Below are 23042 nucleotides of genomic sequence, written 5' to 3'. Positions count from 1 at the left end.
TTATCCTTATTTTCACACACCGCGATATTCCTCATTCATCGTGCGTGAGAGAATCCCTGCCTTGTTCGTTGGGGAGTTTTGAAGCGGCATTGATTTATTAGAAATTTTGCGTTTGATAGTTTGCAAATGAGTAAAGCCATTGTTGCAAAAAACTTCAGCAATAAATTTATCAGTGGGAAGCTCTATGTTTTTTACTCTGTGGTTTCCTACAATAAAAAATACTTTGCCACCCTCATTTATAGAATTTATCAAAGATTTAATGCTAGATTCCAAGTCAAAATAAAAGCTTGAAATCTCTAAAGCTCTTTTTTTATCTATTGTAGAAATTTCTGTAATATAATCTTTTATCAAGCCTTTATTGTAGAGATTCTTAGCCTTTTTCCCGCTCATTAGTCTTGAGTCTAGCCTTCTTGCTTCTTTGAATCCTAACCATTCATTGATAAAGGTACTAAACTGCCCATAAGCAACCGTTGTTTTGGAATCTCCATAGGGAGGGCTTGTAAGTAAAGAATCAAATGTCTCTTTTGGGCTTTTGAAATTTATATTTGTAAGACTAAGGGCAATATCTCGTAGTTTGGGGTGATAAAATTGCAAATAATTCTTTACAAGAGATTCTATATTTTTCGTAAAAATTGCATACACATTGGGTTTATAATTTTCATAATCTTTCATTCTAAAGAGTTTAAACTCATTATTGCGAGTATAGCTACACTCCCGCAAGGTCTCACTAAAGCTAAGTATAAAAAGATTTTGTAAATTTTTATCCTCCAAGTTTTTAATATAAGAAAAAATAATTTTTAAATCCTGCTGGGCGTTCTTTTCTATCCAAAAATCGAGATTTGTAATATTTATTAGGGGATTAGAATCTAAAGATAATTCGTTTTTAGATTCTATTTGACGCAAAAGCTTTTCTTTTTGCTGAATAAGATAAGAGGAATTTATATAAGTCATTCTAGCCTTTGCAATCATTATCGCCAAGGGATTTAAATCAAAACCTACAAAATACCGTATTCCATACCCTAAACCACTTACAAAACTACTTCCACTACCGCAATACGGGTCTAAAAGATTACTTTTCTTAGCTTTAAATTCCTTGAGTAATTCTAAGCCAATTTGAGGAAGCATTGTCGCAGGATATTTATGTAGATTGGGATATATTGACGCATAAGATTGCCCTAGAAAGTCGTATTTAGGATTATATATTGCCAAATAGTCTTGTTTTTTAGAATCTTTATCCATTTGTTTTTGCATAAAGTTTGAGTTAAAGTTGGGCTTTTCTAAAAGTATCATTAGAGATTCTCGCTTATATAATCAATAAGGGATCTTAATGGCTTGATAAAATCGCCTGTTTGTATATTCTTGCCAATAAATGCACAATCAAAAAATTTAAACATTCCTCTATGTTGGGGGTTATTAATTTCATTATAAAAATTCACAGTAGCAAAACATACAAGTGGCAAAATGGGAGGATTATAGGAAATATCATATTTTTCTTTAAGGCTAGATTCTGTGCTAGCAATTTCCATTAAGAGTTTCCATTTATAAGTTTGCCCCGCCCTTTCACGCAAAGAAGTCTTAAGGGATAATATCAAGCATTTATGTAATTTTGCATTAGAATCTAAACTATAAATCACCAAATCAACATCGGGCTTTTGCATCTCCTCTCCTACTTTAATATAAAACAAATCTTGCCATTGCGGGATAGAAGAAATTTTGGATTTTTTAGCATATATATTGCATCAACAACCCCATTTTTTCTTTTTTAATGATTCTAAGAGCTTATCATTAAAAGAATCTAGCCAGATATATTGCTTGTTTGTATTGTTTGCACCATAATAACAATAAAAATATTCAGTCATGTTTATTTTTTTGATAGTGCCATCATCAAATCCTTCTTCTTGTCCATATTCATAGAGATAAAAAGCGTTTTCAAATAATTTAAAACTTATAAAAACAAATGTATAGAATCTCTCATCATCTTCATCTCTTTTGCTGAATGCTTGGATTTTTAATTCATCTTCTACAAAACTCGCAGATTCAAAAGGTATATTTAAGCATGTCTTTTGTAGTAATTTATTTTGTGTCTTATCCTTAAAAATATTTATACAACTATGAGGCGGAATATTTTGTAATACGACATAGTGTCTTGTGCTACAACCAAAAAGAAAAAGGCATATAGAAAATGAAGTAAAGAAAGAAAGATTCTTCAAATTAATAACATAAGACATACGTACCTCCATTGAACTTGCAAACAAGATTTTACCTAATTCAAGCTTGCAAATTCATAATCAACAACTCGTGGCTTTGCTTGATATTATCTTTGTCGCCTCGCTCCACGCGATTTTTGCCAATACGTGTTTCGCCTTGCCCCATAGTGTATTGCCATTTAGGCTCTAAGATTCTAAAATCCTTATAAGCTTCTCGCACAAAGGTGCAATCATTATAGCTTAAGATAAACCCGCCATTATGCTTTTTGAGGCATTGTGCCAAAAGATTGTGATTAAAATTATTATGATGAATTGGGAAATTCCGCATAGGATAGATTCCTTTAAACATTTTAGAATCCCCTTCTAAAAAATAAGGCGGGTCGCAATAGAAAAAATCGTTTGGATGGCTTTCAAACACCTTTTCAAAACCTTGACATTCCACACTTAGATTTTGCAACCTAGAATCTTGCCCCAAGTCTTTTAATTTTTGCAAAGCATTTAAATAGCGATTTTTGTCCTCATAAATCTTACTCATCCAGCCGAGGAATCCGGGTCCATAGCTTAGATTAAAGTTAAAATAATAATCTCTTGCAAGTGTGAGAGAATCTAGCTTGATTTGAGCAGTATTTTGCGAATCTTTGTGTCGTTCATTCCAAAAGGCTTTCAGCTCATCTTTTATCTTTGCATAATTTTCTTTTGTAGGTTCGAGCTTAAGTAATTCATCATAAAGCTTTTGGGAATCTGCAATCAAAACTTGCCAAAAATTCACCAAAATATCAAAAATATCAAAGGCTTTGACTTCCAAACCTAGCTCAACAGCACTTGCGATTTCTACACTCCCTCCTCCCATAAAGGGTGAAACAAGACGCTTTATATCATTGGGAAAATGCTCTAGGATTAACCCAACTGCTAGAGTTTTGCCTCCACCATAACGTAAAGGGCTTTTGGTGTAACGTTTATAATGTAAGGAATTACCTTTGAGCAAATCTAAAAAGAAAGCTTTCCTGTCGTCAAAAGTATTATGCTTATAAAAAAGATTTTGTTGATTCTGATGAAATACTAGGGCGGTTTTCATAAATTACAGCTCCGTCTTTAGCACCGCACCATTTGCCGCGTTGCTCACAAGCAAGGAATATCTTTTAAGCCATTTGCTTTTAATTTCTTTTTTGATGGGCTTCCATTTTGCCCTGCGTGCCTCCAAAACAGCGGAATCTACTAGCAAATCCAAAGTGCCTTTTGAGACAGAAATCGCAATTCTATCACCATCCTCAATCAGCGCAATCAGCCCGCCCTCTGCCGCTTCGGGGCTAATTTTAAAGGCGGTTTTGACTTTATCTATTTTCATTCTCATTCCTTGTTGCACATTCCAGATAGAAATTTGACATCGCTCCAAACTAAAATTGTTGATTAAAAGTTCCACTCCTTTTGTTGCTTGTAGATGATTAAAACCTGCATGTAAATTCCCTTTTTTTGCCATAGAGCCTTGATTTTGTGGCAGAATAATAAGGTGATTCATAGAATTTGACGTGCATTGTTTATCCAAATAAAGATTTTTGTTTTGTAGGATTGCTTTGCATAAGATTCATATCCACAATATAATTCTTTATTAATGCTTCTTTCATTGCATTTCTGTTATTTTCACTCGCTCCTAAGTGATAAAAATGCTCAATAATGTCATTATAAAACCCACTCCATAATGTTGTTATGTATTTATTTTCTCTATATTGATTACTATGCCAAGTTGAGAGTATAAACCTTGCTTTTGTGCTGGATAAAATCTCATAAAGCTCTTTTTCTTTCGTCTCATTCCAAGTATTAAAGTAATCACAATGCCTATCAATATAAGGTGGATCGCAATAGATAAAGTCTCCATATTGTGCTTGTTTAAGAATATATGTAAAATCACAGATTCTAAATTCATAATCATTATTTTTTATAAGGTTGCTTACCCAATTTATTTGATTAACAATCTTTGTGATATAGCTTTGAGTAAATCTTGTATCTTTTTTGCAATAAGGCACATTAAAACCGCCTTTTAAATTAAATCTCATAAGCCCATTAAAACAGCTGCGATTCAAAAACAAAAAGTCAAAAGAACAAGCAGTTTGATTAAATCTCTCTCTAACTTTTAAATAATGCTCTAGTCCTTCTTTTTCCAATGTAGCACCTTCTTGTTTTAAGTATTCTCTCACAGATTCTTTATTAATAAAACCTTTTTGAATTGCTCTATAAAAATTGATAATATGCGGATTATTATCGCTAAAAATAGCTCTTTTGGGTGCGATATTAAAGCCCACAACACCACTTCCCATAAATGGTTCAAAGTAGATTCCTTGATTGTCCCATTCCATTGCGTTTTTAATGGAGCAGACAAGCTTACTTTTAATGCCTTGAATCTTAAGTGGTGGAATCCTAATTTTCATTTCTACCCCTATATGCTAAATACTCTTTGAGTTTTGTTATTGTCTTTATGTTTCCTCTAGAATCTGTAATATTAATTTGCCCATAATTTATCCAATAATCATCAAAAATTTCCTCGCCAAAATTTGCAAATATCCCTCTTTCGTTGATAATATCATCAATATTTTTGATGCTACCTATGTTTGCAGTATTGCCACTACCGCTAGAATTGCTTGCTATTTTATACTTCTCTACAAAAAATAAAGTGAGGTTTTGTATTACAGATGGAATCTTTTTTAAATCATCAATTCCATAACGCACAAATTCATTAATCATTACCCTATCATAAATGACGCCTAAGCAAAAATGTCCTTGATACTGCTTATAAGGAAATTGAATATTCTTATTAGATTCTCTATTTTTAAAATATTCTCCGTGCGAACCTAATGTAAAACCATTGCAAAGATTTGGATTAGATTCGTTGCGATAGGTTGTTTTAATATCAATTGCAAACTTAACTTGAGAATCTTTTTTTGAGATAAAAGATAAATCAGGATAATAATTTTGATGACTAGGTAAAATAACCTCAAAGTTATGAGTGTTTGCAAAGTCTAAAATATAGGGAAAAAGATGAATTTCTAGAATTTTAGAGATAACTTTTGTATCATTTGAGAGAGTAAAAATTGTTTTATCATTATCAATAAAACCCTTAATTTTCCATTTAGAATCTTCGCAAATTTTATCTTGTATGGTATTAAGAAAAAATCTAAATTTTTGTATAAAATCTTGTTTTTTCATTTCTTTTCCTTAATAATTAACAACTCACAGCCGTGTTTGTAGTGTAAAGATTTGCCTTTAAGCGAATCTAAAAAGCAAACCTTTTTATCGTCAAAAGTATTATGCTTATAAAAAAGATTTTGTTGATTCTGATGAAATACTAGGGCGGTTTTCATAAATTACAGCTCCGTTTTCAGTACCGCGCCATTTGCGGCATTGCTTACAAGCAAGGAATATCTTTTAAGCCATTTGCTTTTAATTTCTTTTTTGATGGGCTTCCATTTTGCCCTGCGTGCCTCCAAAACAGCAGAATCCACAAGCAATTCCAATGTTCCGCGACTTACCGAAATCGCGATTCTATCGCCATCTTCGATAAGTGCAATCACTCCTCCCTCTGCCGCTTCAGGGCTGATATGTCCAATGCAACCGCCACGCGTTGCGCCGCTAAAGCGTCCATCGGTTATAAGTGCCACTGATTCACCAAGCCCCATTCCCATAATCATACTTGTTGGCGCAAGCATTTCCTGCATTCCGGGTCCTCCTTTGGGTCCCTCATAGCGGATTACCACGACATTCCCAGCCTTTACTTTGCCTCCTGCAATGCCCTTAATCGCTTCATCTTGAGAGTTAAAACACACCGCCACTCCTTCAAATTCTTTCATCGATTCTGCCACTGCGGCGACTTTTAGCACCGCACCCTCACGCGCAAGGTTGCCATAGAGGATTTTTAACCCACCCACCTGCGAATAGGCATTTTCATTATGGCGGATAACTTCAGAATCTGTAATTTTGGCATTTGCTATGCGCTCACCCAAAGTCTCTCCCGTAATCGTGAGCGCATCAAGCTTTAAGACGCAATCTCGTTTTGCCACCTCATTCATCACAGCAGTTACGCCACCTGCGCGATGAATATCTTCCATATGAATTGTGCTTAATGCAGGGGCAATCTTGGCGATATGCGCCACTTGGCTTGCGATAGCATTGATAGAATCTAAATTAAAATCCACCTCGGCTTCTTTGGCGATTGCGAGCATATGCAAAATCGTATTCGTGCTACCGCCCATCGCCATATCCACGACAAAGGCATTATGCACGGCTTTGACGTTTAGAATATTGCGGAATCTAAACTGCTCGGTTTTTTCAGAACTAAGCGCAATCTCCACGATTCTACGCGCTGCTTTGCGTAAAAGCTCTTCCCTCTCTTGGCTCAAGGCTAAAATCGTGCCATTACCCGGTAGCGCAACCCCCATAGCCTCACAAAGTGTATTCATAGAATTTGCAGTAAACATTCCGCTACAACTCCCACCGCTTGGACAGGCATTACACTCTATCTCATAAAGCCTTTTTTCATCAATTTTACCCTCACCAAATGCCCCCACAGCCTCAAAGGCAGAGTTTAGGTCGAGTATCGTGCCATCTTCTAGCTTACCCGCTTTCATCGGTCCCCCGCTCACAAAGATGGTTGGCACATTCACGCGCAACGCTCCCATAAGCATTCCGGGCACGATTTTATCACAATTAGGTAGGCAAATCATCGCATCAAGACTATGAGCATTCATCATTGTCTCAATGCTATCAGCAATGAGTTCGCGACTTGGCAGAGAATAAAGCATTCCGCTATGCCCCATCGCGATGCCATCATCCACACCGATAGTATTAAACTCAAAAGGCACACCACCAGCCTTGCGGATTTCTTCTTTGACAATCTGCGCATAGCGGTTTAAGAAAAAATGCCCGGGAATGATGTCGATATAGCTATTTGCCACACCAATAAAGGGCTTATTAAAATCCCCATCTTTTAGCCCTGTGGCGCGTAATAAACTCCTATGAGGGGCTTTTTGGTAGCCTTTTTTGATGATGTCGCTTCGCATTGTGTCTCCTTTAATTTTATTGGCTAAAAGTCTATAATTATATCTCTAAAAATTACAAACATTCATACTACTTAAAGAAATAGCAATTTCTTTCCCTTATACGATAAATTCGCTATAATTATGCAGCCTGAAAGTTCCGTATTTCTCTATAATATTTGGCAGTCTATAAAAACATTATATTTTGGGTTGCAGCTAGTCTATGTGTGTCAGCACTTTCGTTCTGTTGTTTACCAATAGTGAAAAATGCAAAGCATTTAAGGATTTGCCGCCTAATTAGATTCTAAAACCCCTTTTTTGTAGCTTTGTTGGGCTTGCAAAAGAAAAAAGAGTAACGTTCTTTTGGGTTTCTCCCTTTATACTTTCACAATCATAAGGACATCACTTGGAAACAAATAAAAATATTCTTATTATTGGTAATGGTGGCAGAGAATATGCCATAGCACGTTCTCTACGGCAAGATAAAAGAGTAAAAGACATTTTTTTAAGCCCAGAGAATCCTGCTGCTTCACTCTATCTTAAAGCTAAATCTTTTTCTTACGAAACATATCAGGAATTGCTGCAATATGTTCGCGAATATCATATTTCCCTTGTCATTGTAGGACCAGAGGAACCCCTGATAAATGGAATAAGCGATTTTCTAGAATCTCATAACATTGCAGTATTTGGACCATCGAGTCAAAATGCAAAACTAGAGGGATCGAAAGCCTATATGAAGCAACTTATTACCGAGTTAAATATTCCTACGGCAATGCACAAAGAAATATCACTTGATACTATCAATGAGGGATATAAATTTATCGAATCTTTATCGCTACCAATTGTGCTGAAAGCTAGTGGTTTATGCGCAGGAAAAGGTGTTCTTATTATAAATTCAAAAGAAGAAGCAAAAACAAAACTACAACAAATGTTAACAGGAGAACTTTTTGGTGAAGCGGGTAAAATAGTCGTTATAGAAGAATTTTTAGACGGTTACGAACTTTCTATTTTTGCATTAAGCAATGGCAAAGAATACACGGTATTACCAGCCTGCCAAGACCACAAAAGACTATTAGATTCTAATAAAGGACCAAACACTGGCGGCATGGGTGCTTATAGCAATCTTCCCCGCAATCTCTATAATAAAACTCTAGAATCCAAAATTAAAGATAGGATATTAACACCTACATTTCAAGCCTTGAGTGATTCCAAAACACCTTATAAAGGAGTGATTTTTGCGGGCATTATGGTTGTATCGGGTGAGCCATATTTACTTGAATACAATGTACGTTTCGGAGATCCAGAATGCGAAGTGTTATTGCCACTTTTAGAAACGCCCTTACTGGAAGTATTGGAATCTTGCGTGAAAGGGGAAAAATTAAACAATATACGATTCAAAAACCTATGTAGCGTCTGTGTTGTAATGACAAGTAGCGATTACACAAAAAATGAAAAATCTAATTGCTATCCCGCAAAAATTGAATTTCACGAGAATCTGCAAACACAGTTACAAAACGACATTAATGTTATTGATTCTCAATCGCACGTAGTTTTTGCAAATACTTCAATGAAAAACGGGGAACTCTATGCGAATAGTGGCAGGGCTATTATAGCTGTAGGGATGGGTAATACTCTGCAAGAAGCACGAGACAATGCGTATTGTCTTACAGAAAATATCATATTCGAAGGCAAACATTATCGTAAAGATATTGCCTACCAAGCACTTTAATATAAATTAAGGAAAGTTTGTTGCTAATTTGCTAAATCGCTGCTCAACAACTTCAACAAATTGGGATTAGAAAATTCACAAGAATCTTCCCCTGAATCTAAGCGGCTACTGCTAGACATCCTACACTCTACACTACAAAAGAACATTTTAAAAGCAAATTCTAACTTACATAAAGACGACTATCTTTTTAAGATATAGAATCAAGTATAGGCAGTTTTAATTTCATTAATCTTGTTGATGCCTGAAATAAGCAGGAGCTTCCAAGTCATCTTCACTATAATCCGAATTGCTTACTTTTATTCTTTGGCTATAAGATTCTTGTTGATGCGGAAATAAATCTGCTTGCGTTGAAACAGTATTAGTTTTATTGTTGATTTGTTCAGAAGATTCTACAATGGGACTAGAAGCTGGTTGAGCTGAATGCGAAACGTTATGTTGAATAGCTTGCTGAAACCCTGTTGTGATAATCGATACGCAAACTCTTTTTTCTGGAAAATTAGGATTAGTGACTGTTCCAAAGATAATATCTGCATTTTCGTCTGCAACCTCTTGGAGATTCTCTACTACTTGAGTAATTTGGACAAAAGGAAACTTTGGATTAACTTCAAAACTTATCAAAATAGCCATAGAGCCTTTAATTGAAATATCCTCAAAAAGTGGCGATTCAATAGCGTTGGAAACAGCTTTTTGCGCAGCATCATCACCTTCAGCTTCGCCAATGCTAATAAGTGCAAGCCCTTTACCTGCAACCACAGTACGTAAATCAGCAAAATCAAGGTTAATGCCATCTCCTGGTTCAGCAAGAATAATATTCGCAATTCCATTAACCGCACGTGCTAAGACGTCATCAACATAAGACATGCTTTCCTCGTAACTTGTATTCTTATCTATCATATTAAGTAGTCTTTGATTGGGAATAATAATAATAGAATCGCAAACTTCTTTTAGCAAAACAAGACTTTCTTGAGCCAATTTAGCTCTTTTTTTACCTTCCATTTTAAATGGTGTCGTAACAACTGCGATAGTCAAAGCACCAACTTCTTTTGCCGCACTTGCAATAATGGGTGTAGCACCAGTACCTGTACCGCCACCAAGCCCAGCAGATATAATAACTAAATCCGAACCTTCAAAGACTTCTTTTAATTTATCATAACTTTCTTCAGCTGCTTTTCTACCAATTTCAGGTCGCATACCAGCACCTAAACCTTGTGTTGTCTTCTCACCCAAAAGAATGTGTGTTTGTGCGGGATTATTCTTCATGTGTTGCAAATCAGTATTGGCAATAACAAGACGAATATTTGGATAAGTGCCTATTTCACAAAGATGATTTATCATGTTGTTACCACCACCACCAACACCTACTACTGTTATTGACGCGTTATCGTTTTTTTGAATAGTTGCCTCTACTTTCATTTCTTTCAAATTTATTGATGTTAAATCTACATTCGCATTGTTATTCATATTTCACCTTTATCCAAATAATCTTTGTGCAATCCCAGTCGCTGCTTTTTTCATTTTCTTAAAAAATGAATCTTGTTTTATTGTATTTTCTTGTTCTTGGTATTCTAATCCCTCTTCATTTGCTTTCAAATCCTCCAAATTAATCTTATTAATCCCATCATTCTCATAAACATAATTTGTATAATCTGATTGTAACATGCTTACATTCTCATATTTACTTCTAATAACATTTTGTGAATCTTTTTCATAGTTGGTAAAATAACCAGCACCATAAAGAAGCAATCCCACTGCTACGGCGCTGCTTGGATCTTTAAGTGTTGCAAACAACCCCCCAACTTCTGCGGGCTGCGCTAAACGTACTGACAGCGGCTTAAAAACATCTGCGGCAAAATCTCTCATTTCTTTTAAGTTTACCATACCTCCAGTTAAAACTATACCATTAATTTTATCAGATAATCCACTTGCTTTAATTAAACGTTCTAAAATAGCTAATGTTTCATAAACTCGGGCGCAAACAATATTATGGACTAAATCCAAACCTACTTCTGTCTTTTCACCCGTATTTCCTATTTTTGGAATCTCAATAGAACCCTGCTCATTTAACGTTAAATTGCCATATTCCTTCTTAATAGCCTCAGCAATTTCTATTGGCGTGCTTAAGATTCTAGCAATATCATTTGAAATGTGATTTGAGCCAACCCCCAAAAAATCATTATAACGCATAGAATTTCCCTTATAAATCATAAGCTCACAAGTATTAGCACCCATATCTATACACGCTATACCTAGCTGCTTCTCATCCTCGTTAAGTGCAGAAATAGACGCCGCATAAGAAGCCAATACAATATTTTCTATCTTAACTCCTGCCAATATAATAGACTTTTTAAGGTTGTCTAAACTTGCCTTTTGCACAGTAACTATATGAGCGTCAACTTGTAAGCTCCTACCCGTCATACCAATAGGATCCTCTATGTCATTATCTTGCTCATCAAGTTTAAAGCAATAAGGAAGAACATGTACTACCTCATAATCTCTCGGAATATTCGCGCCATGCACCGCATTATCAAGCACCATGTTAATAGAATCAAGATTAACCTCTTTCTCTACAACATTTACAATTCCCTTTGCATTATAGCTTTTAGTGTGTGCGCCAGACAGAGAGATAATAGCACCGGGTAATGGGACGCCTGTAATACGTCTAGCATCTTCAACGCTCTCACGAATTGCTCGGCTTGCCAGATCAATATTGGTAATTACACCTTTCTTGATTCCTTTTGATTTAGAGTAACCAGTACCTATAATTTGCATAGTAGAATCTTTTAATTCGGCAACGACAGAGCAAATTTTACTTGAACCGATATCAACTGCTAAAATAATCTTACTCAATCTTTCCTCCTATAATCAATAACTCTGTATTTAGCAGTAGCATACTCGAAAAGGGCATTGCGCATATCTCTTGTTTTAGATTGAGCTATTTCATCAAGCGCATTGTTGGAAGCATTAAGTAGCTCATTCAAATTGAGTAAACGTTGCTGATTAATTATATACAACAATATTCTATTATTATCTAAAAAAACTAAACCATATTTACTATTCTCTTGGAAAATTTGTGAAATAAAATATTTAATTTCAGAATCCTGCAAGGAGTGTATATGTATATCATTTCTTGCAGGAACAATGGCGTTTGAATTGCGCAAAGTGGAATCCGCTAAAGTTACAAAACCAATATGTTGCATCATTTTATCATCATTGCCGTGCTGCATTATATATTTTAATTTATGTTGTGCGATCTCCTTAAATCTAGTTTGCTCATCATGAGTCAGTAAATCATGGGTAACTTTTTCCTTAACTTCAGAAAACTCTAAAGGTACTCTTTGTGATTTTGCAATAAAATAAGGGGCGATAATAATATTATCATTTTCTATAAGGTCTAATCTTTGTTGGGCTATATCCGAAACTTTGCCATCGGTTGGAATATGGGAACTCATACTATTCAAATTGATTAATAATTGGGGATAAATCTCTGTGTTTTTTTCACTAATTGCAGCATACTCTATTGGTATCATGTCTTTGGGCATTGCTTCCCCGTCAAGGATGGAATCCTGTACTTTCTTAAGAGATTCCAAGCTCAACATTTTAAAATCCGCATTTTTAGTAAGCTTCATTACATTCTGTGGCTTATAAGAATCTTTTAAATGAGTTTCTATAAAACTTAAAGCAAGTTGCGCATAAAGTCTCGCCTGCTCAAGCCTGTAATCATGCAATAAATTCTTATCTTGTGTCTCCAAAGCATCTGCTGAATATTTTGTCTTATTATCATTGAAAAATTGCTCTAAAGATTCTGTATGTAAAGGAATGAGATTGGAATCTATTGCAATATAAGCAATATTATAAACTGCTGGTTTGTAATAATTATCTTTGTTTGTATTCCAAAATTCCTGAATCCGAGAATCTGATATATCAAAATGCTCATTCTTTAATAGCTCTTTTTTGTGTAGAACAGCCACAGAAATATCATCAGCAATATTATTGGCTGTTAAAAATGTATTAAATTCTAAGGTGGCTGGGGAGAATAAGGGAAAATTTTGTATTTTTGCATTCAGAATTTCTTTTGCTACAAGCTTTTCAAATGATTCAGCCTTCTGTCCAGTCTTGGCAAGAAATGTTGAATATTGCGACTTGTCAAAACGATTATTAACTTGAAAAGCAGGGATATGCAACAAAAAATCAAGCATTTCTTCTTTTGTGGTAGTTATCCCAATTTCCTTAGAAATCAATTCAAGTAATTTAGCACGCACAGTTTCCCTAAAAGCTTCGTTATCCACACCTAGCATTTTTGCTTCTTCGTCATCAGTAATACCATAGAAATCATAAGCACGTTGATATTCAGAGCGACTAACTTCTAAATTTCCTACCTTTGCGACAATATCTTTACTTCCTACAGAAAATCCACCTCCACCCCATTCAACAAGTCCAGCAAATATCAATGCCAAAGCACTAACCCAAACGGTAACAACTAAATATTTTTTGTGCTTTTGCATCCATTCCAACATAATAATATTCCTAGAATAACTAAATTTAAAGTTATATTATAACGAAAAACCAATGAAATGCTCTACTGCATTGGAAATTTTATCAATATTCAAACCATATTCTATTGGGTTATGCGTTCTTTCATTGCCCATTTAAGTGGTAATTTACAAAATTACACTAGATTGATCTGCCTGTTGTGTGATAGATTAGTGCCTCTTTGCATTCTTCTTACTTGCCATTCTTCGCTCTCTACCTGCTTCAAATCGTCTCCTCTCTTCATCTGTAACGGGCACTAATTGCGGTATCTTTGCTGGTCTGCCATTACTGCCCAATGCAACCATTGTAAAATAAGAGCTATTACAATGCACAACACAACTTTTTGCTATATCTTCTGCCACAACTTTAATTCCAACTTCCATGCTTGTTTGCCCGATATAGTTAATAGAGGCTAAAAAATGCACAAGATTCCCAATCTTTATAGGATTACGAAATAATACTCTATCAACACTCAAGGTAACGACACCCATTCCACAATATCGAGTAGCACAAGCATAAGCAACTTGATCTAGAAGTTTTAACAAATCGCCGCCGTGCATAACACCATTAAAATTAGCATGTGATGGAGTAGCAAGTATCGACATAGTAAGAGTTTTATTATCAAATATCTGCTCCATAGTTTGTATCCTTTTAATTCTATTCACAAAAAAGAGGAATTATAATGTATAATAGTAGATTTAAGCCCACTTATGACAAAGTTTCTTAACATTTAATTTTATAGCTGGAGTTATAATGAAGCTACTTTTTACAGGAGCATGTGGCTATATAGGCTCACATTGCGTTTATCATTTCCTTATCAACACCAATGCAGAAATCATCATTATCGATAATATCTCAACAGGATTCTTAAAGAATTACGAATATCTTAAACAGCAGTTTGGAGACAGAGTTCGATTAATACGCGAAGATATAGAAAATAGCGAAGAAGTTTTTAAACAATATAAAATTACTGCAGTTTTGCATTTTGCAGCTTTTATTAGCATTCAGGAATCCGTAGAAAACCCTATCCTTTATTACAATAATAATGCGGCAAAAACACTCAAACTTCTTTCTTTTTGCGCGAAATATAAAATTAAAAATTTCATATTTTCTAGTACAGCCGCAGTCTATGGCGAGCCAGATATAGAACAAATGCCTATCACAGAAAAAGAAATGCCACGTCCAATTAATCCTTACGGCTGGAGTAAATTAATGGTAGAAACCATGCTTCAAGATATAGCGGAATCTGAAAAAATTAACTACGTGATTCTACGTTATTTTAATGTGGCTGGTGCAAATATGCAGAATGACTATACAAGCAACACGTCTTTGGGGCAAAGAACCAAAAATGCAACTCATCTTATTAAAATAGCTTGCGAATGCGCTGTAGGCAAACGCGAGGGTATGAGCATCTTTGGGACAAATTATCACACAAAAGATGGTACATGTATTAGAGATTATATTCATATTGATGACTTAAGCATGGCACATATAGAAGCCTTTAAACTCTTACAAAATGCAGTGGGGCATTTTGCTGAAATTTTTAATGTAGGATATGGCAGAGGATTTAGCGTACATGAAGTAATCAACTGTGTCAAGGAAGTAAGTAAGAATAATTTCAAAACTTATATTTCAGGCAGGAGAACAGGAGACGCAGCCATACTCATTGCAGATAACAACAAATTGCTTAAAGCAACAGAATGGAAGCCTCGATTCAATGATTTAAGATTAATTATTGAAAGTGCCTATAATTGGGAATTATTTTTAACCAAACAAGAGGACATTAAATAAGCTAGATTCTTTGAATCTATCTAAAGGCTTTATGCTTTCCGACAATTTTTATGAATTACACGGAAAGCAATCGTTAATCATCCACACAACCAAACTCCAAATATCTAATCTAATATTAATTTCAACAATATAGAATGTAAAAAGACTTTTATTATCTTCAAACATATTTAAAAAAGTTACACATCAATCAATAATAAATTCTTAAGGACACCAATGAATAATTATGCACAACGAATCAAGGCTCTACGTTTACTTATGGCAAAATATAAAATTGACGTCTATATTGTTTTAACATCTGATCCGCATTTATCAGAATATTTACCAGAGTATTGGGAGAGCAGAAAGTGGCTTAGTGGATTTAATGGGAGTGCTGGAAGTCTCATTATCACACAAGACTATGCAGCACTTTGGACAGATGGCAGATATTGGATACAAGCACAGCAGGAATTAAAAAATAGCACGATAGAGCTACAAAAACAAGATTCTAGCAATACTTTCATAAAGTGGCTAGAAAAAAACCTCACAGAAAAGCAGACTTTAGCAACAGATTTTCGTGTCCTACCTCTCGCTATGCAAACTAAACTACAAACGACCTTGCAACATAAAAATATTACTTTCACACACTACGATCTTCTCACGACTCTCTGGAAAGATAGACCAGCTCTTCCGTGCGCCCCCATTTATGAACACATCTATTCTCCACGCAATAGACAAGAAACATTATTGCAAATACGTAAAAAAATGCAACAACATCAAGCAAATTATCACATCATAACAACATTAGACGATATTGCATGGCTATGCAATCTACGGGGCAATGATATATCCTACAATCCCGTATTTCTGTGCTTTTTCTTACTTTCTTTAGAGAATGCTACCCTGTTTGTGCAACCAGAAAAAGTAGCAAGTGAGATTGTCAATAAATTGCAAAAGGACGGTATAAATATCGAACCCTATGAGGCAATTGAAAAGGCTCTACAGTGCCTTACAAACGAACGTATTTTAATTGATAGCAGCAAAGTTAATGCCTATTTTGGAAACATTCTACAAAAGAATAATCAGATAATTGACGACATTAACCCCAGCCAACTACTAAAGGCTTGTAAAAATCCAATAGAAATAGAACATATTAGAGAAGCAATGCAACACGATGGAATAGCACTTTGCAATTTCTTCTCATGGTTAGAAGAAGCACTAACAAATCAGCAAAGAATTAGCGAGCTAGATATCGCGCAACAATTAAGCTATTTTCGTGCAAAAAGCCCTCTTTATATCTCCGATAGTTTTGCGACAATAGCGGGATTTAATGCCAATGGGGCACAACCACATTACAATGCAACCCCTCAATGCTTTTCATACTTAGAATCACAAGGATTACTGCTTATTGATTCTGGGGGACAATACACCAAAGGTACGACAGATATTACACGTGTCGTACCCATTGGGATACCTAGCGACGAACAGAAAAGGGATTACACATTGGTTTTGAAAGCGCACATAGCTCTTGCTTCGGCGAGTTTCCCTTTAAATCTACCGATGCCTTTTTTAGATTCCGTTGCCCGTATAGCTTTATGGAAAAATCAAATCAATTATTTTCATGGCACAGGACATGGTGTAGGATATTTCCTAAACGTCCACGAAGGGCCGCAAGCTATCTCTTGTTCTGCTAATCCACTTCCTAAAACACAAGCAAAAATAGGCATGGTAAGCTCAATTGAACCTGGAATTTACCGCAATGGCAAATGGGGAATAAGACTAGAGAATCTTGTAGTGAACACAAAAGTAACAGAGCCTAAAGAAAATGAATTTGGAGAATTTCTCTGCTTTGAAGTTTTAACATTGTGTCCATTTGAAATCTCATGTCTTAATACAGCTCTCTTGAATGAAGAAGAGAAAACATGGCTTAATAATTATCACGACAAAGTAAAACAAGCCTTACAAAACAAATTAGACGGAAAGGCAAGAGAGTGGCTACTACAAAGAACACAGCCTATATAGGATTCCATATAACGATTCTATACAGCTAACAAATCTATCACACAATTTAGGCGATTTGAATTAATGCGACAATGCAGAAATTACAAAGTCTTACAAACTTTACGCACTTGCTTAGAACAGCCATTGCCATGACACATTAATCATAATAGAGCTTAAACATACACAATCGCATATCCATTAGATATTGCATTACCTCAATCACCAATGAGGGTAAAGAACAAAATTAAAATTGTTGATTATGAAAGTGATTAATCCTTGCAATATTTGTAGCAATTTCGTAATGCGCATTCACAAGAGAACTTCTTGCATTAGTGAGCAATAATTCCGCATTAAGAAGCTCGATATAGTTAACAATATTCTCTTGATAACGATTGCTGATAATACGATAATTTTCTTCGGCTTGAGTAAGGGCTATTTTTGCTAAAGACAATTGTTGCTTTGCAACACTAAGACTGCTAAGAAGATTCGATATTTCTGTTTCAATATCCTTACGTAAATCCGAATATTGCGCATTCAGAGCCAAAGCATTAGCCTTTTTACTTTGCGCTTGATAAAAGGCTGCATAATTATTGGTGAAATTCCAACTTGCCTGCAATTGGACTCGAGTCTGCTGCGCAATTGGTATAGAAGCATTACTTGATTCTGCAAAATGCCAATACTTCTGTCCACTCAAATCAATTTGAGGATAATACTGCGCATGCGCTATTTTCATATCATAGAGATTTTGTTGCGTAATCAGTGAGAGTTCGCGAAATTGCGGATTTTTCTGATAAATATCTTGCAACAATTCCGCTTTATCGAAGTTTATATCATCAACAATTTCTATATCCTCTAAAGAATCTAAACTAAAATTTCCACCGCTCAATTTATGCAGAATCTCTAAATTATAATTCAATGCGACTTGGACCCGTGCAAGCTCAATCTTCGCATTTGCGAGATTCACCTCTATGCTAAGAACTGCGCTTTTATCGCCAATACCGTGTAAATAAAATTGCGTTGTAACCTGTAATTGAATTTCTAATAATTTAATAGACTCTTTAGCAATTTTAAGAGATTCTTTATTTTGCAGAATCTGAATATAAGCTAACTTTGTGCTAAGAACAAGATCATTTTTATTAGAATCAAGGGCATTTTCCTCTATTTGAATAGCAGTATGGGTTTTTTTATAAGTATATATATCTTGCATTCCCCTAAAAAGATTCACTTGCCCCGTCAAATTAACAGAGTTTTGAAAGTACAACGGACGATTTTGCGGCGCATTAAAACCAAAATTATACCCAACACTCACACTTGGGAAAAAAAGTGTGTGCAAACTCTTGCGATGAAATTTTGAGGATTCTATAAGATGTTTGCGATTTTCTAACTGATAGCTATTGTTCAGAGACATTTGAATAACGTCTTGCATAGTTACAGCCTGCATCACACAAGAAAATAAAATAATCATCAATAGAATAAGCAAAGGCGATTTCTGATTCAATAAAAGTCCTTAAATCCCAATACAAACAGCAACAGATTCCATGCTTCGGCTGCATTGTATTGCATGGCTCGAAATGTTAAACCTTTTGATTTTTAAATAGGGATTATCTATTCTCTTGATTCCATAAGAACAGAAAACATAGAATCTTGAATGACAAAACATAAACTTCCTAATTCTCTTTACAATATTTTATAATATCACGACAAAACACCAAATTATCACTAAAGCGGCACTATTTGTAACATTGTCTGAATCACAATAGCGTTAATCAAATCAATAAAAAACGCTCCAACCAAAGGCACAACAATAAACGCTGTATGGCTTGGTCCATAATGAGAAGTTACCGTTTGCATGTTAACCATAGCGGTAGGTGTCGCACCCAAACCAAAGCCACAATGTCCGGCCGCAAGCACCGCGGCATCATAATCTTTTCCACAGAATCGAAAAGTAATAAATAAGGCAAAAAGCACCATACATATCGCTTGTGCACCCAAAATCACTACCATAGGCAACGCTAAGGCAACAAGTTCCCAGAGATTTAATGTCATCATCGCAAACGCAAGAAAGAGAGAGAGAGAGACATTCCCTAATACAGAAACCTCTCTATCAAACACTTGATGAATACTCAAAGCACTTAGGACATTGCGCAGTATCACTCCCACAAACAGACAATACACGAATGTAGGGAGATTGAATCCAGAAAACACACTCTTGCTATAATCACTAAGCAATGTCCCTATTAAAAGACACATCGCAATCAAAGCAAGTGATTCTACAAAACTAATAGGGGTAATCAGACGTTCTTTATTTGGGGTTTCAAAACCGTGCGAATCGTCATTATTATGCTCCTTACCCGGGAGCTTTAAATTATGCTTTTTGATAAGATAGCGCGCTGTGGGTCCTCCAATAAGTCCACCCATTACAAGCCCAAAAGTCGCACACGCCATAGCAACTTCAGTAGCCGCGCTAAAATCATAGGGTGCTTTCTTAAAAATATCTGCCCACGCCGCGCCTGTGCCATGCCCTCCACTCATGGTAATAGAGCCGCCCAACATGCCAAGCAATGGATTTTGCCCCATAATATAACTCACACCTACACCAATAATATTTTGCAAAAACAAAAGCACAACCACTACAATCAAGAAAATCCCTAACATTTTACCGCCCTTTTTAAGCGATGTAAAATCTGCACTTAATCCAATCGAAGAGAAGAAAGCAAGCATAAGCGGATCTTTGAGTGAAGAATCAAACTTAAATTCAACATGTAAAAATTGATACACACAAAGGATAAAAACTGCCGCTAAGATTCCACCAACCACAGGTTCAGGAATGTTGTAATCTTGTAAAACTTTTACTTTAGAAATAATATAACGTCCTACAAGCAAAACTAGCACCATGCACACAAGCGTAAAATAGAAATCAAAAGAAAAGGCACTAAGTGTTGCCGCATCTTTTTTAATGAATCCAAATGTAACATGTGTGTTACTCTGCCCTTTTTCTTGAATCTTATATTTCACACTAAGAAAATCGCCACTAACACCCAAAACCTCTACTTTGCTATTCGCATGCAAAACATGGCTAGAATCTAACATACAGGATTCTGAAGGCGCACTATAAAGAGGGGTAGCATTTTGAGTAATAGTGTAATTATTGCGCCACGTAGGAATCTTTTCAAAATCAGCCTGTTTGTTAACCTCTATACATTCCTTAGTAGCTAAATTCTCTGCTTTAAACACCAATACATCTGCGTGCAATAGAGACAAGAAAAAAGAAAATAAAATGAGCTTGCCAAGACGCAGTAAATGAGAGAAATATAAATATTGTTTCATAATCTTCCTTAAAGTAATTAAATGAATCTTCTGTAAGTTTTCGATTATAACAGAATAGTAAAACAAATCTTAGATTTATAGGGGAATTATGAATTTTCTTAAGAACTACTAGTATGATGATTCTCACTCAATAAGACACTAGCTAACTTCAAATGAAAGTATTAAAAACCGCAAGAATTACCGACATTCATCACTGATTATTGTCAAAATCCCTAACAAACAAGCCTTTTTCATTATAACCTATGGCATATCTTGCGCCTGTTTGCATATCAATTAAATAACATTGCTCCATAGTCTCAACAGCAGCCCTTTGCGGAGGTACTTGCTTCAAATGCAATAACACATCATTAAAATCTTTACACAAATCAGGAAAGCCAAATAAAAAAAGTTTATAGCGAAACATTAATTTCCTCGTTAATCACATTGCAATAAGTCTGCAATCAGAATCCAAAAGAACATTATACAAAAATATAACCACTACAGTAAGTACGTTATAAATCTTTAAAACTTAATGTATAATAAACACCGTTTCATCAATCATAAGGATATTTATATGTCGAGGTTCAAGCCCTCTTTTTCACTTTTTTGTTCTGCATGCTTGATTTTAAGTTTCATTGTTACCCTACAACGAAAGGGATATGCAACGATTCCACAATCCCACTTTGTCTTGCCCCCCCCCCCCCGTATATAACAAAGACCTCAAATAATCAACAAGGATTACTTACAACATCTAACTTTATCATAAATCCAGAGGACAGCGCACATGCAAGTGCTTTACTACGACGCGATTCAACACTTATGGCGTTATTTTATGCGGGTAGCAGAGAAGGGGCTCGAGATGTGAAGATTTATCAAAGTTTTTTGGATTTAGATTCTGAAAATGAATGGAGGGATACACAGGTACTGCTCACACCTCAACAACTTTCTAAATTAAGTGGGAGATTTATTAAAAAATTAGGCAATCCGATTATTTTTAAAGATACTAATGATAAAGTGTATTTCTTCGTTGTAGGTGTGAGCCTTGGCGGCTGGGCTACCTCACGAATTTATCAATTCTCATTTGACGACACTTTAAAAAATATACACTACATCAAGGAATTACACTTAAGTCCATTTGGTAATTATTCCCATCTTATTCGCACACCGGCTATGATTCTTGAAAATGGAGGATTTTACTTGCCTATTTCGCATGAAATGTGGCATAAATTTCCACTTATTGCGTACTTTGATGAACACGGTAATATGATATTCACAAAGCGAATTAATAATCTCAAAGCACAACTTCAACCAACTTTCGTGCCTGTTAATGATTCGGACTGTGTAAGTTTGTTTCGAACAAACAACCGCTATAACATGAATGCGTATTTTCAGACATGTAGCAATTACGGTAATCAATGGAATGAAGTAATTACGAGCAATCTCTTTAATTACGATAGTTCTGTATTACTTGTGAATATCGGAGGAGAAGTTTTACTAATTCATAATGACGGGAAACATAATCCACTTTTGCAAAATGCAGATAAACCCGTTGGCGATAGACAAAGCCTAAGCCTGTATTATCTACAAAATAATACAAACGGACACTTTGTCTATCTCACGACCATAGATTTTGCCCCTCGATTCGGTGAAGTAAGCTATCCTTCTGCGGCTCTTAGCGAACAGCACTTACATATAGCTTATACCTATAATCGTCAAACAATTAAACATGTAAGCATAAAGCTCGATTCTCTTTTGGAACTTATTGAATCTTCGCGAATACGTGAGACAAATAATAAGGCGCAATGATGATTGCAACAGGAATTTCCGTCATTGGTATTTTATTGATTATTATACAGGCTATTTTTCGCACAAAAGAGTCAAAATACCGCACTCGCTCACTTTACAAAAGAAGACTTAAATATATATTGTGGATTCTTTTATCAATAGGTTGTTTTATACCCCTTTTTGAAGAATCATCTATAATAAACTTCATCTATTCATTTTTCGATAGAACAAGTTATTTATGTACATTATTCATTGTTGTAACATGCAGTCAAATAGTCATTGCGGACATGATACAAAATAACAATCATTTCAAAATACATAATAGCCTTTGTATCAAACAAATCAAGTTAGACTTTGCAACAGCAACAATGCTTATTCTTTATGGATTCATGTTATATCTTGGAATATTAGGCTTCATTGATTTTGACATCTATCATTCTCATATCATTTTACAAGGTTTATTTATTTGTAGCTTTATCCTCACACTTTATAGCATTAACCCCAGTTTTGGAATCTTAGCACTCATAGCACTTGTACTCTTTAGTGTGTTCGCAGACTATAATGAATCACCATTAGAAAGCCTAATATGTCCATACTTATGGTTATATTGCGCAGCATATATTCTTACTAAGATTCTCATTTATGGATCTCGACTCCCATTATGGCGCCATCTTGCATCATTTAAGTTCTAAA

At 35.3% G+C, this 23042-nt stretch carries 22 protein-coding genes; 5 read left to right on the top strand and 17 right to left on the bottom strand.

Features of this window, described 5'->3' with window-relative positions:
* Nucleotides 1-12: 12 nt before the first annotated feature.
* Genes CQA66_RS05340 through ilvD form a run of 9 tightly spaced genes read right to left on the bottom strand, consistent with a single transcriptional unit; the run spans nucleotide 13 to nucleotide 7255 of the window.
* A complete protein-coding gene (locus CQA66_RS05340; protein ID WP_233707655.1) occupies nucleotides 13-1290 on the bottom strand; it encodes a modification methylase in 1278 nt (425 codons plus the stop codon).
* On the bottom strand, nucleotides 1290-1703 hold the full coding sequence (locus CQA66_RS05335; protein WP_267891874.1) for a BsaWI family type II restriction enzyme: 414 nt from the start codon (nucleotides 1701-1703) through the stop codon (nucleotides 1290-1292). The genes CQA66_RS05340 and CQA66_RS05335 overlap by 1 nt, the downstream gene beginning before the upstream one ends.
* Nucleotides 1704-1739: 36 nt before the next feature.
* The gene (locus CQA66_RS05330) at nucleotides 1740-2228 is read right to left on the bottom strand and encodes a hypothetical protein (protein WP_104762327.1); all 489 of its coding nucleotides are present in this window, start codon (nucleotides 2226-2228) and stop codon (nucleotides 1740-1742) included.
* Nucleotides 2229-2268: 40 nt separating this feature from the next.
* Nucleotides 2269-3282 carry a DNA adenine methylase gene (locus CQA66_RS05325; protein ID WP_104762326.1) on the bottom strand — a complete coding sequence of 338 codons (1014 nt, stop codon included), beginning with the start codon at nucleotides 3280-3282 and terminating at the stop codon, nucleotides 2269-2271.
* 3 nt (nucleotides 3283-3285) lie between these two features.
* The gene (locus tag CQA66_RS09745) at nucleotides 3286-3684 is read right to left on the bottom strand and encodes a hypothetical protein (RefSeq protein ID WP_459178014.1); all 399 of its coding nucleotides are present in this window, start codon (nucleotides 3682-3684) and stop codon (nucleotides 3286-3288) included.
* Between the two features lie 58 nt (nucleotides 3685-3742).
* Complete coding sequence (locus CQA66_RS05315) at nucleotides 3743-4630, bottom strand: DNA adenine methylase (RefSeq protein ID WP_104721914.1); 888 nt, start codon at nucleotides 4628-4630, stop codon at nucleotides 3743-3745.
* On the bottom strand, nucleotides 4620-5405 hold the full coding sequence (locus tag CQA66_RS05310; protein ID WP_104762325.1) for a type II restriction endonuclease: 786 nt from the start codon (nucleotides 5403-5405) through the stop codon (nucleotides 4620-4622). Before CQA66_RS05310 ends, CQA66_RS05315 begins: the two co-directional genes overlap by 11 nt.
* A complete protein-coding gene (locus tag CQA66_RS09285; protein WP_158654869.1) occupies nucleotides 5402-5560 on the bottom strand; it encodes a hypothetical protein in 159 nt (52 codons plus the stop codon). Before CQA66_RS09285 ends, CQA66_RS05310 begins: the two co-directional genes overlap by 4 nt.
* Nucleotides 5561-5563: 3 nt before the next feature.
* Nucleotides 5564-7255, bottom strand: a complete 1692-nt coding sequence (gene ilvD, locus CQA66_RS05305; RefSeq protein WP_104762324.1) for a dihydroxy-acid dehydratase — start codon at nucleotides 7253-7255, stop codon at nucleotides 5564-5566.
* A gap of 382 nt (nucleotides 7256-7637) precedes the next feature.
* Here ilvD and purD point away from each other — a divergent pair, with 382 nt between their 5' ends.
* On the top strand, nucleotides 7638-8960 hold the full coding sequence (gene purD / locus CQA66_RS05300) for a phosphoribosylamine--glycine ligase (RefSeq protein WP_104762323.1): 1323 nt from the start codon (nucleotides 7638-7640) through the stop codon (nucleotides 8958-8960).
* A gap of 225 nt (nucleotides 8961-9185) precedes the next feature.
* Here purD and ftsZ read toward each other — a convergent pair whose 3' ends face one another.
* From ftsZ to CQA66_RS05280, 4 genes are all read right to left on the bottom strand, one after another.
* Nucleotides 9186-10421 (bottom strand): cell division protein FtsZ, encoded by a 1236-nt coding sequence (gene ftsZ / locus CQA66_RS05295; RefSeq protein ID WP_104762322.1) that lies wholly within the window; start codon nucleotides 10419-10421, stop codon nucleotides 9186-9188.
* 9 nt (nucleotides 10422-10430) lie between these two features.
* Nucleotides 10431-11807 carry a cell division protein FtsA gene (gene ftsA / locus CQA66_RS05290; RefSeq protein ID WP_104762321.1) on the bottom strand — a complete coding sequence of 459 codons (1377 nt, stop codon included), beginning with the start codon at nucleotides 11805-11807 and terminating at the stop codon, nucleotides 10431-10433.
* A complete protein-coding gene (locus CQA66_RS05285; protein WP_104762320.1) occupies nucleotides 11804-13474 on the bottom strand; it encodes a SurA N-terminal domain-containing protein in 1671 nt (556 codons plus the stop codon). Before CQA66_RS05285 ends, ftsA begins: the two co-directional genes overlap by 4 nt.
* Nucleotides 13475-13660: 186 nt before the next feature.
* Complete coding sequence (locus CQA66_RS05280) at nucleotides 13661-14128, bottom strand: acyl-CoA thioesterase (RefSeq protein WP_104762319.1); 468 nt, start codon at nucleotides 14126-14128, stop codon at nucleotides 13661-13663.
* A gap of 115 nt (nucleotides 14129-14243) precedes the next feature.
* Between CQA66_RS05280 and galE the strand changes: the two genes are divergently transcribed.
* Entirely contained in the window at nucleotides 14244-15281 is a 1038-nt protein-coding gene (gene galE / locus CQA66_RS05275) for a UDP-glucose 4-epimerase GalE (protein WP_104762318.1), read from the top strand.
* Between the two features lie 213 nt (nucleotides 15282-15494).
* Complete coding sequence (locus CQA66_RS05270; RefSeq protein ID WP_104762317.1) at nucleotides 15495-17279, top strand: aminopeptidase P family protein; 1785 nt, start codon at nucleotides 15495-15497, stop codon at nucleotides 17277-17279.
* A gap of 223 nt (nucleotides 17280-17502) precedes the next feature.
* On the opposite strand, the gene CQA66_RS05265 is transcribed toward CQA66_RS05270, so the two are convergent.
* From CQA66_RS05265 to CQA66_RS05255, 4 genes are all read right to left on the bottom strand, one after another.
* Nucleotides 17503-18756 (bottom strand): TolC family protein, encoded by a 1254-nt coding sequence (locus tag CQA66_RS05265; protein ID WP_104762316.1) that lies wholly within the window; start codon nucleotides 18754-18756, stop codon nucleotides 17503-17505.
* Between the two features lie 9 nt (nucleotides 18757-18765).
* Complete coding sequence (locus CQA66_RS09280) at nucleotides 18766-18918, bottom strand: hypothetical protein (protein ID WP_158656985.1); 153 nt, start codon at nucleotides 18916-18918, stop codon at nucleotides 18766-18768.
* A gap of 59 nt (nucleotides 18919-18977) precedes the next feature.
* On the bottom strand, nucleotides 18978-20216 hold the full coding sequence (gene gltS, locus CQA66_RS05260; protein ID WP_267892934.1) for a sodium/glutamate symporter: 1239 nt from the start codon (nucleotides 20214-20216) through the stop codon (nucleotides 18978-18980).
* Nucleotides 20217-20775: 559 nt separating this feature from the next.
* Nucleotides 20776-20988: a hypothetical protein gene (locus CQA66_RS05255; protein WP_104762315.1), complete on the bottom strand. Its 213-nt coding sequence runs from the start codon at nucleotides 20986-20988 to the stop codon at nucleotides 20776-20778.
* Between the two features lie 191 nt (nucleotides 20989-21179).
* Here CQA66_RS05255 and CQA66_RS05250 point away from each other — a divergent pair, with 191 nt between their 5' ends.
* Both CQA66_RS05250 and CQA66_RS05245 read left to right on the top strand, forming a co-directional pair.
* Nucleotides 21180-22370 (top strand): exo-alpha-sialidase, encoded by a 1191-nt coding sequence (locus CQA66_RS05250; RefSeq protein ID WP_115582562.1) that lies wholly within the window; start codon nucleotides 21180-21182, stop codon nucleotides 22368-22370.
* Nucleotides 22370-23041 (top strand): hypothetical protein, encoded by a 672-nt coding sequence (locus tag CQA66_RS05245; protein WP_104762313.1) that lies wholly within the window; start codon nucleotides 22370-22372, stop codon nucleotides 23039-23041. Before CQA66_RS05250 ends, CQA66_RS05245 begins: the two co-directional genes overlap by 1 nt.
* Nucleotide 23042: the final 1 nt, after the last annotated feature.

It is taken from the genome of Helicobacter aurati (assembly GCF_003364265.1).
Classification (GTDB): Bacteria; Campylobacterota; Campylobacteria; order Campylobacterales; family Helicobacteraceae; genus Helicobacter_A; species Helicobacter_A aurati.
Note: the sequence above shows the minus strand (reverse complement) of the source record. Positions and strands in the feature narration are given on the sequence as shown.

Coding starts and splice junctions, on each gene's coding strand:
- CQA66_RS09285 (WP_158654869.1), bottom strand. CDS start 5,560: ATGAAAACCGCCCTAGTATTTCATCAGAATCAACAAAATCTTTTTTAT.
- galE (WP_104762318.1), top strand. CDS start 14,244: ATGAAGCTACTTTTTACAGGAGCATGTGGCTATATAGGCTCACATTGC.
- CQA66_RS05325 (WP_104762326.1), bottom strand. CDS start 3,282: ATGAAAACCGCCCTAGTATTTCATCAGAATCAACAAAATCTTTTTTAT.
- CQA66_RS05330 (WP_104762327.1), bottom strand. CDS start 2,228: ATGTCTTATGTTATTAATTTGAAGAATCTTTCTTTCTTTACTTCATTT.
- ilvD (WP_104762324.1), bottom strand. CDS start 7,255: ATGCGAAGCGACATCATCAAAAAAGGCTACCAAAAAGCCCCTCATAGG.
- CQA66_RS05310 (WP_104762325.1), bottom strand. CDS start 5,405: ATGAAAAAACAAGATTTTATACAAAAATTTAGATTTTTTCTTAATACC.
- CQA66_RS09745 (WP_459178014.1), bottom strand. CDS start 3,684: ATGGCAAAAAAAGGGAATTTACATGCAGGTTTTAATCATCTACAAGCA.
- CQA66_RS09280 (WP_158656985.1), bottom strand. CDS start 18,918: ATGTTTTGTCATTCAAGATTCTATGTTTTCTGTTCTTATGGAATCAAG.
- ftsZ (WP_104762322.1), bottom strand. CDS start 10,421: ATGAATAACAATGCGAATGTAGATTTAACATCAATAAATTTGAAAGAA.
- CQA66_RS05270 (WP_104762317.1), top strand. CDS start 15,495: ATGAATAATTATGCACAACGAATCAAGGCTCTACGTTTACTTATGGCA.
- CQA66_RS05245 (WP_104762313.1), top strand. CDS start 22,370: ATGATTGCAACAGGAATTTCCGTCATTGGTATTTTATTGATTATTATA.
- CQA66_RS05255 (WP_104762315.1), bottom strand. CDS start 20,988: ATGTTTCGCTATAAACTTTTTTTATTTGGCTTTCCTGATTTGTGTAAA.
- CQA66_RS05280 (WP_104762319.1), bottom strand. CDS start 14,128: ATGGAGCAGATATTTGATAATAAAACTCTTACTATGTCGATACTTGCT.
- CQA66_RS05315 (WP_104721914.1), bottom strand. CDS start 4,630: ATGAAAATTAGGATTCCACCACTTAAGATTCAAGGCATTAAAAGTAAG.
- CQA66_RS05340 (WP_233707655.1), bottom strand. CDS start 1,290: ATGATACTTTTAGAAAAGCCCAACTTTAACTCAAACTTTATGCAAAAA.
- CQA66_RS05250 (WP_115582562.1), top strand. CDS start 21,180: ATGCTTGATTTTAAGTTTCATTGTTACCCTACAACGAAAGGGATATGC.
- CQA66_RS05285 (WP_104762320.1), bottom strand. CDS start 13,474: ATGTTGGAATGGATGCAAAAGCACAAAAAATATTTAGTTGTTACCGTT.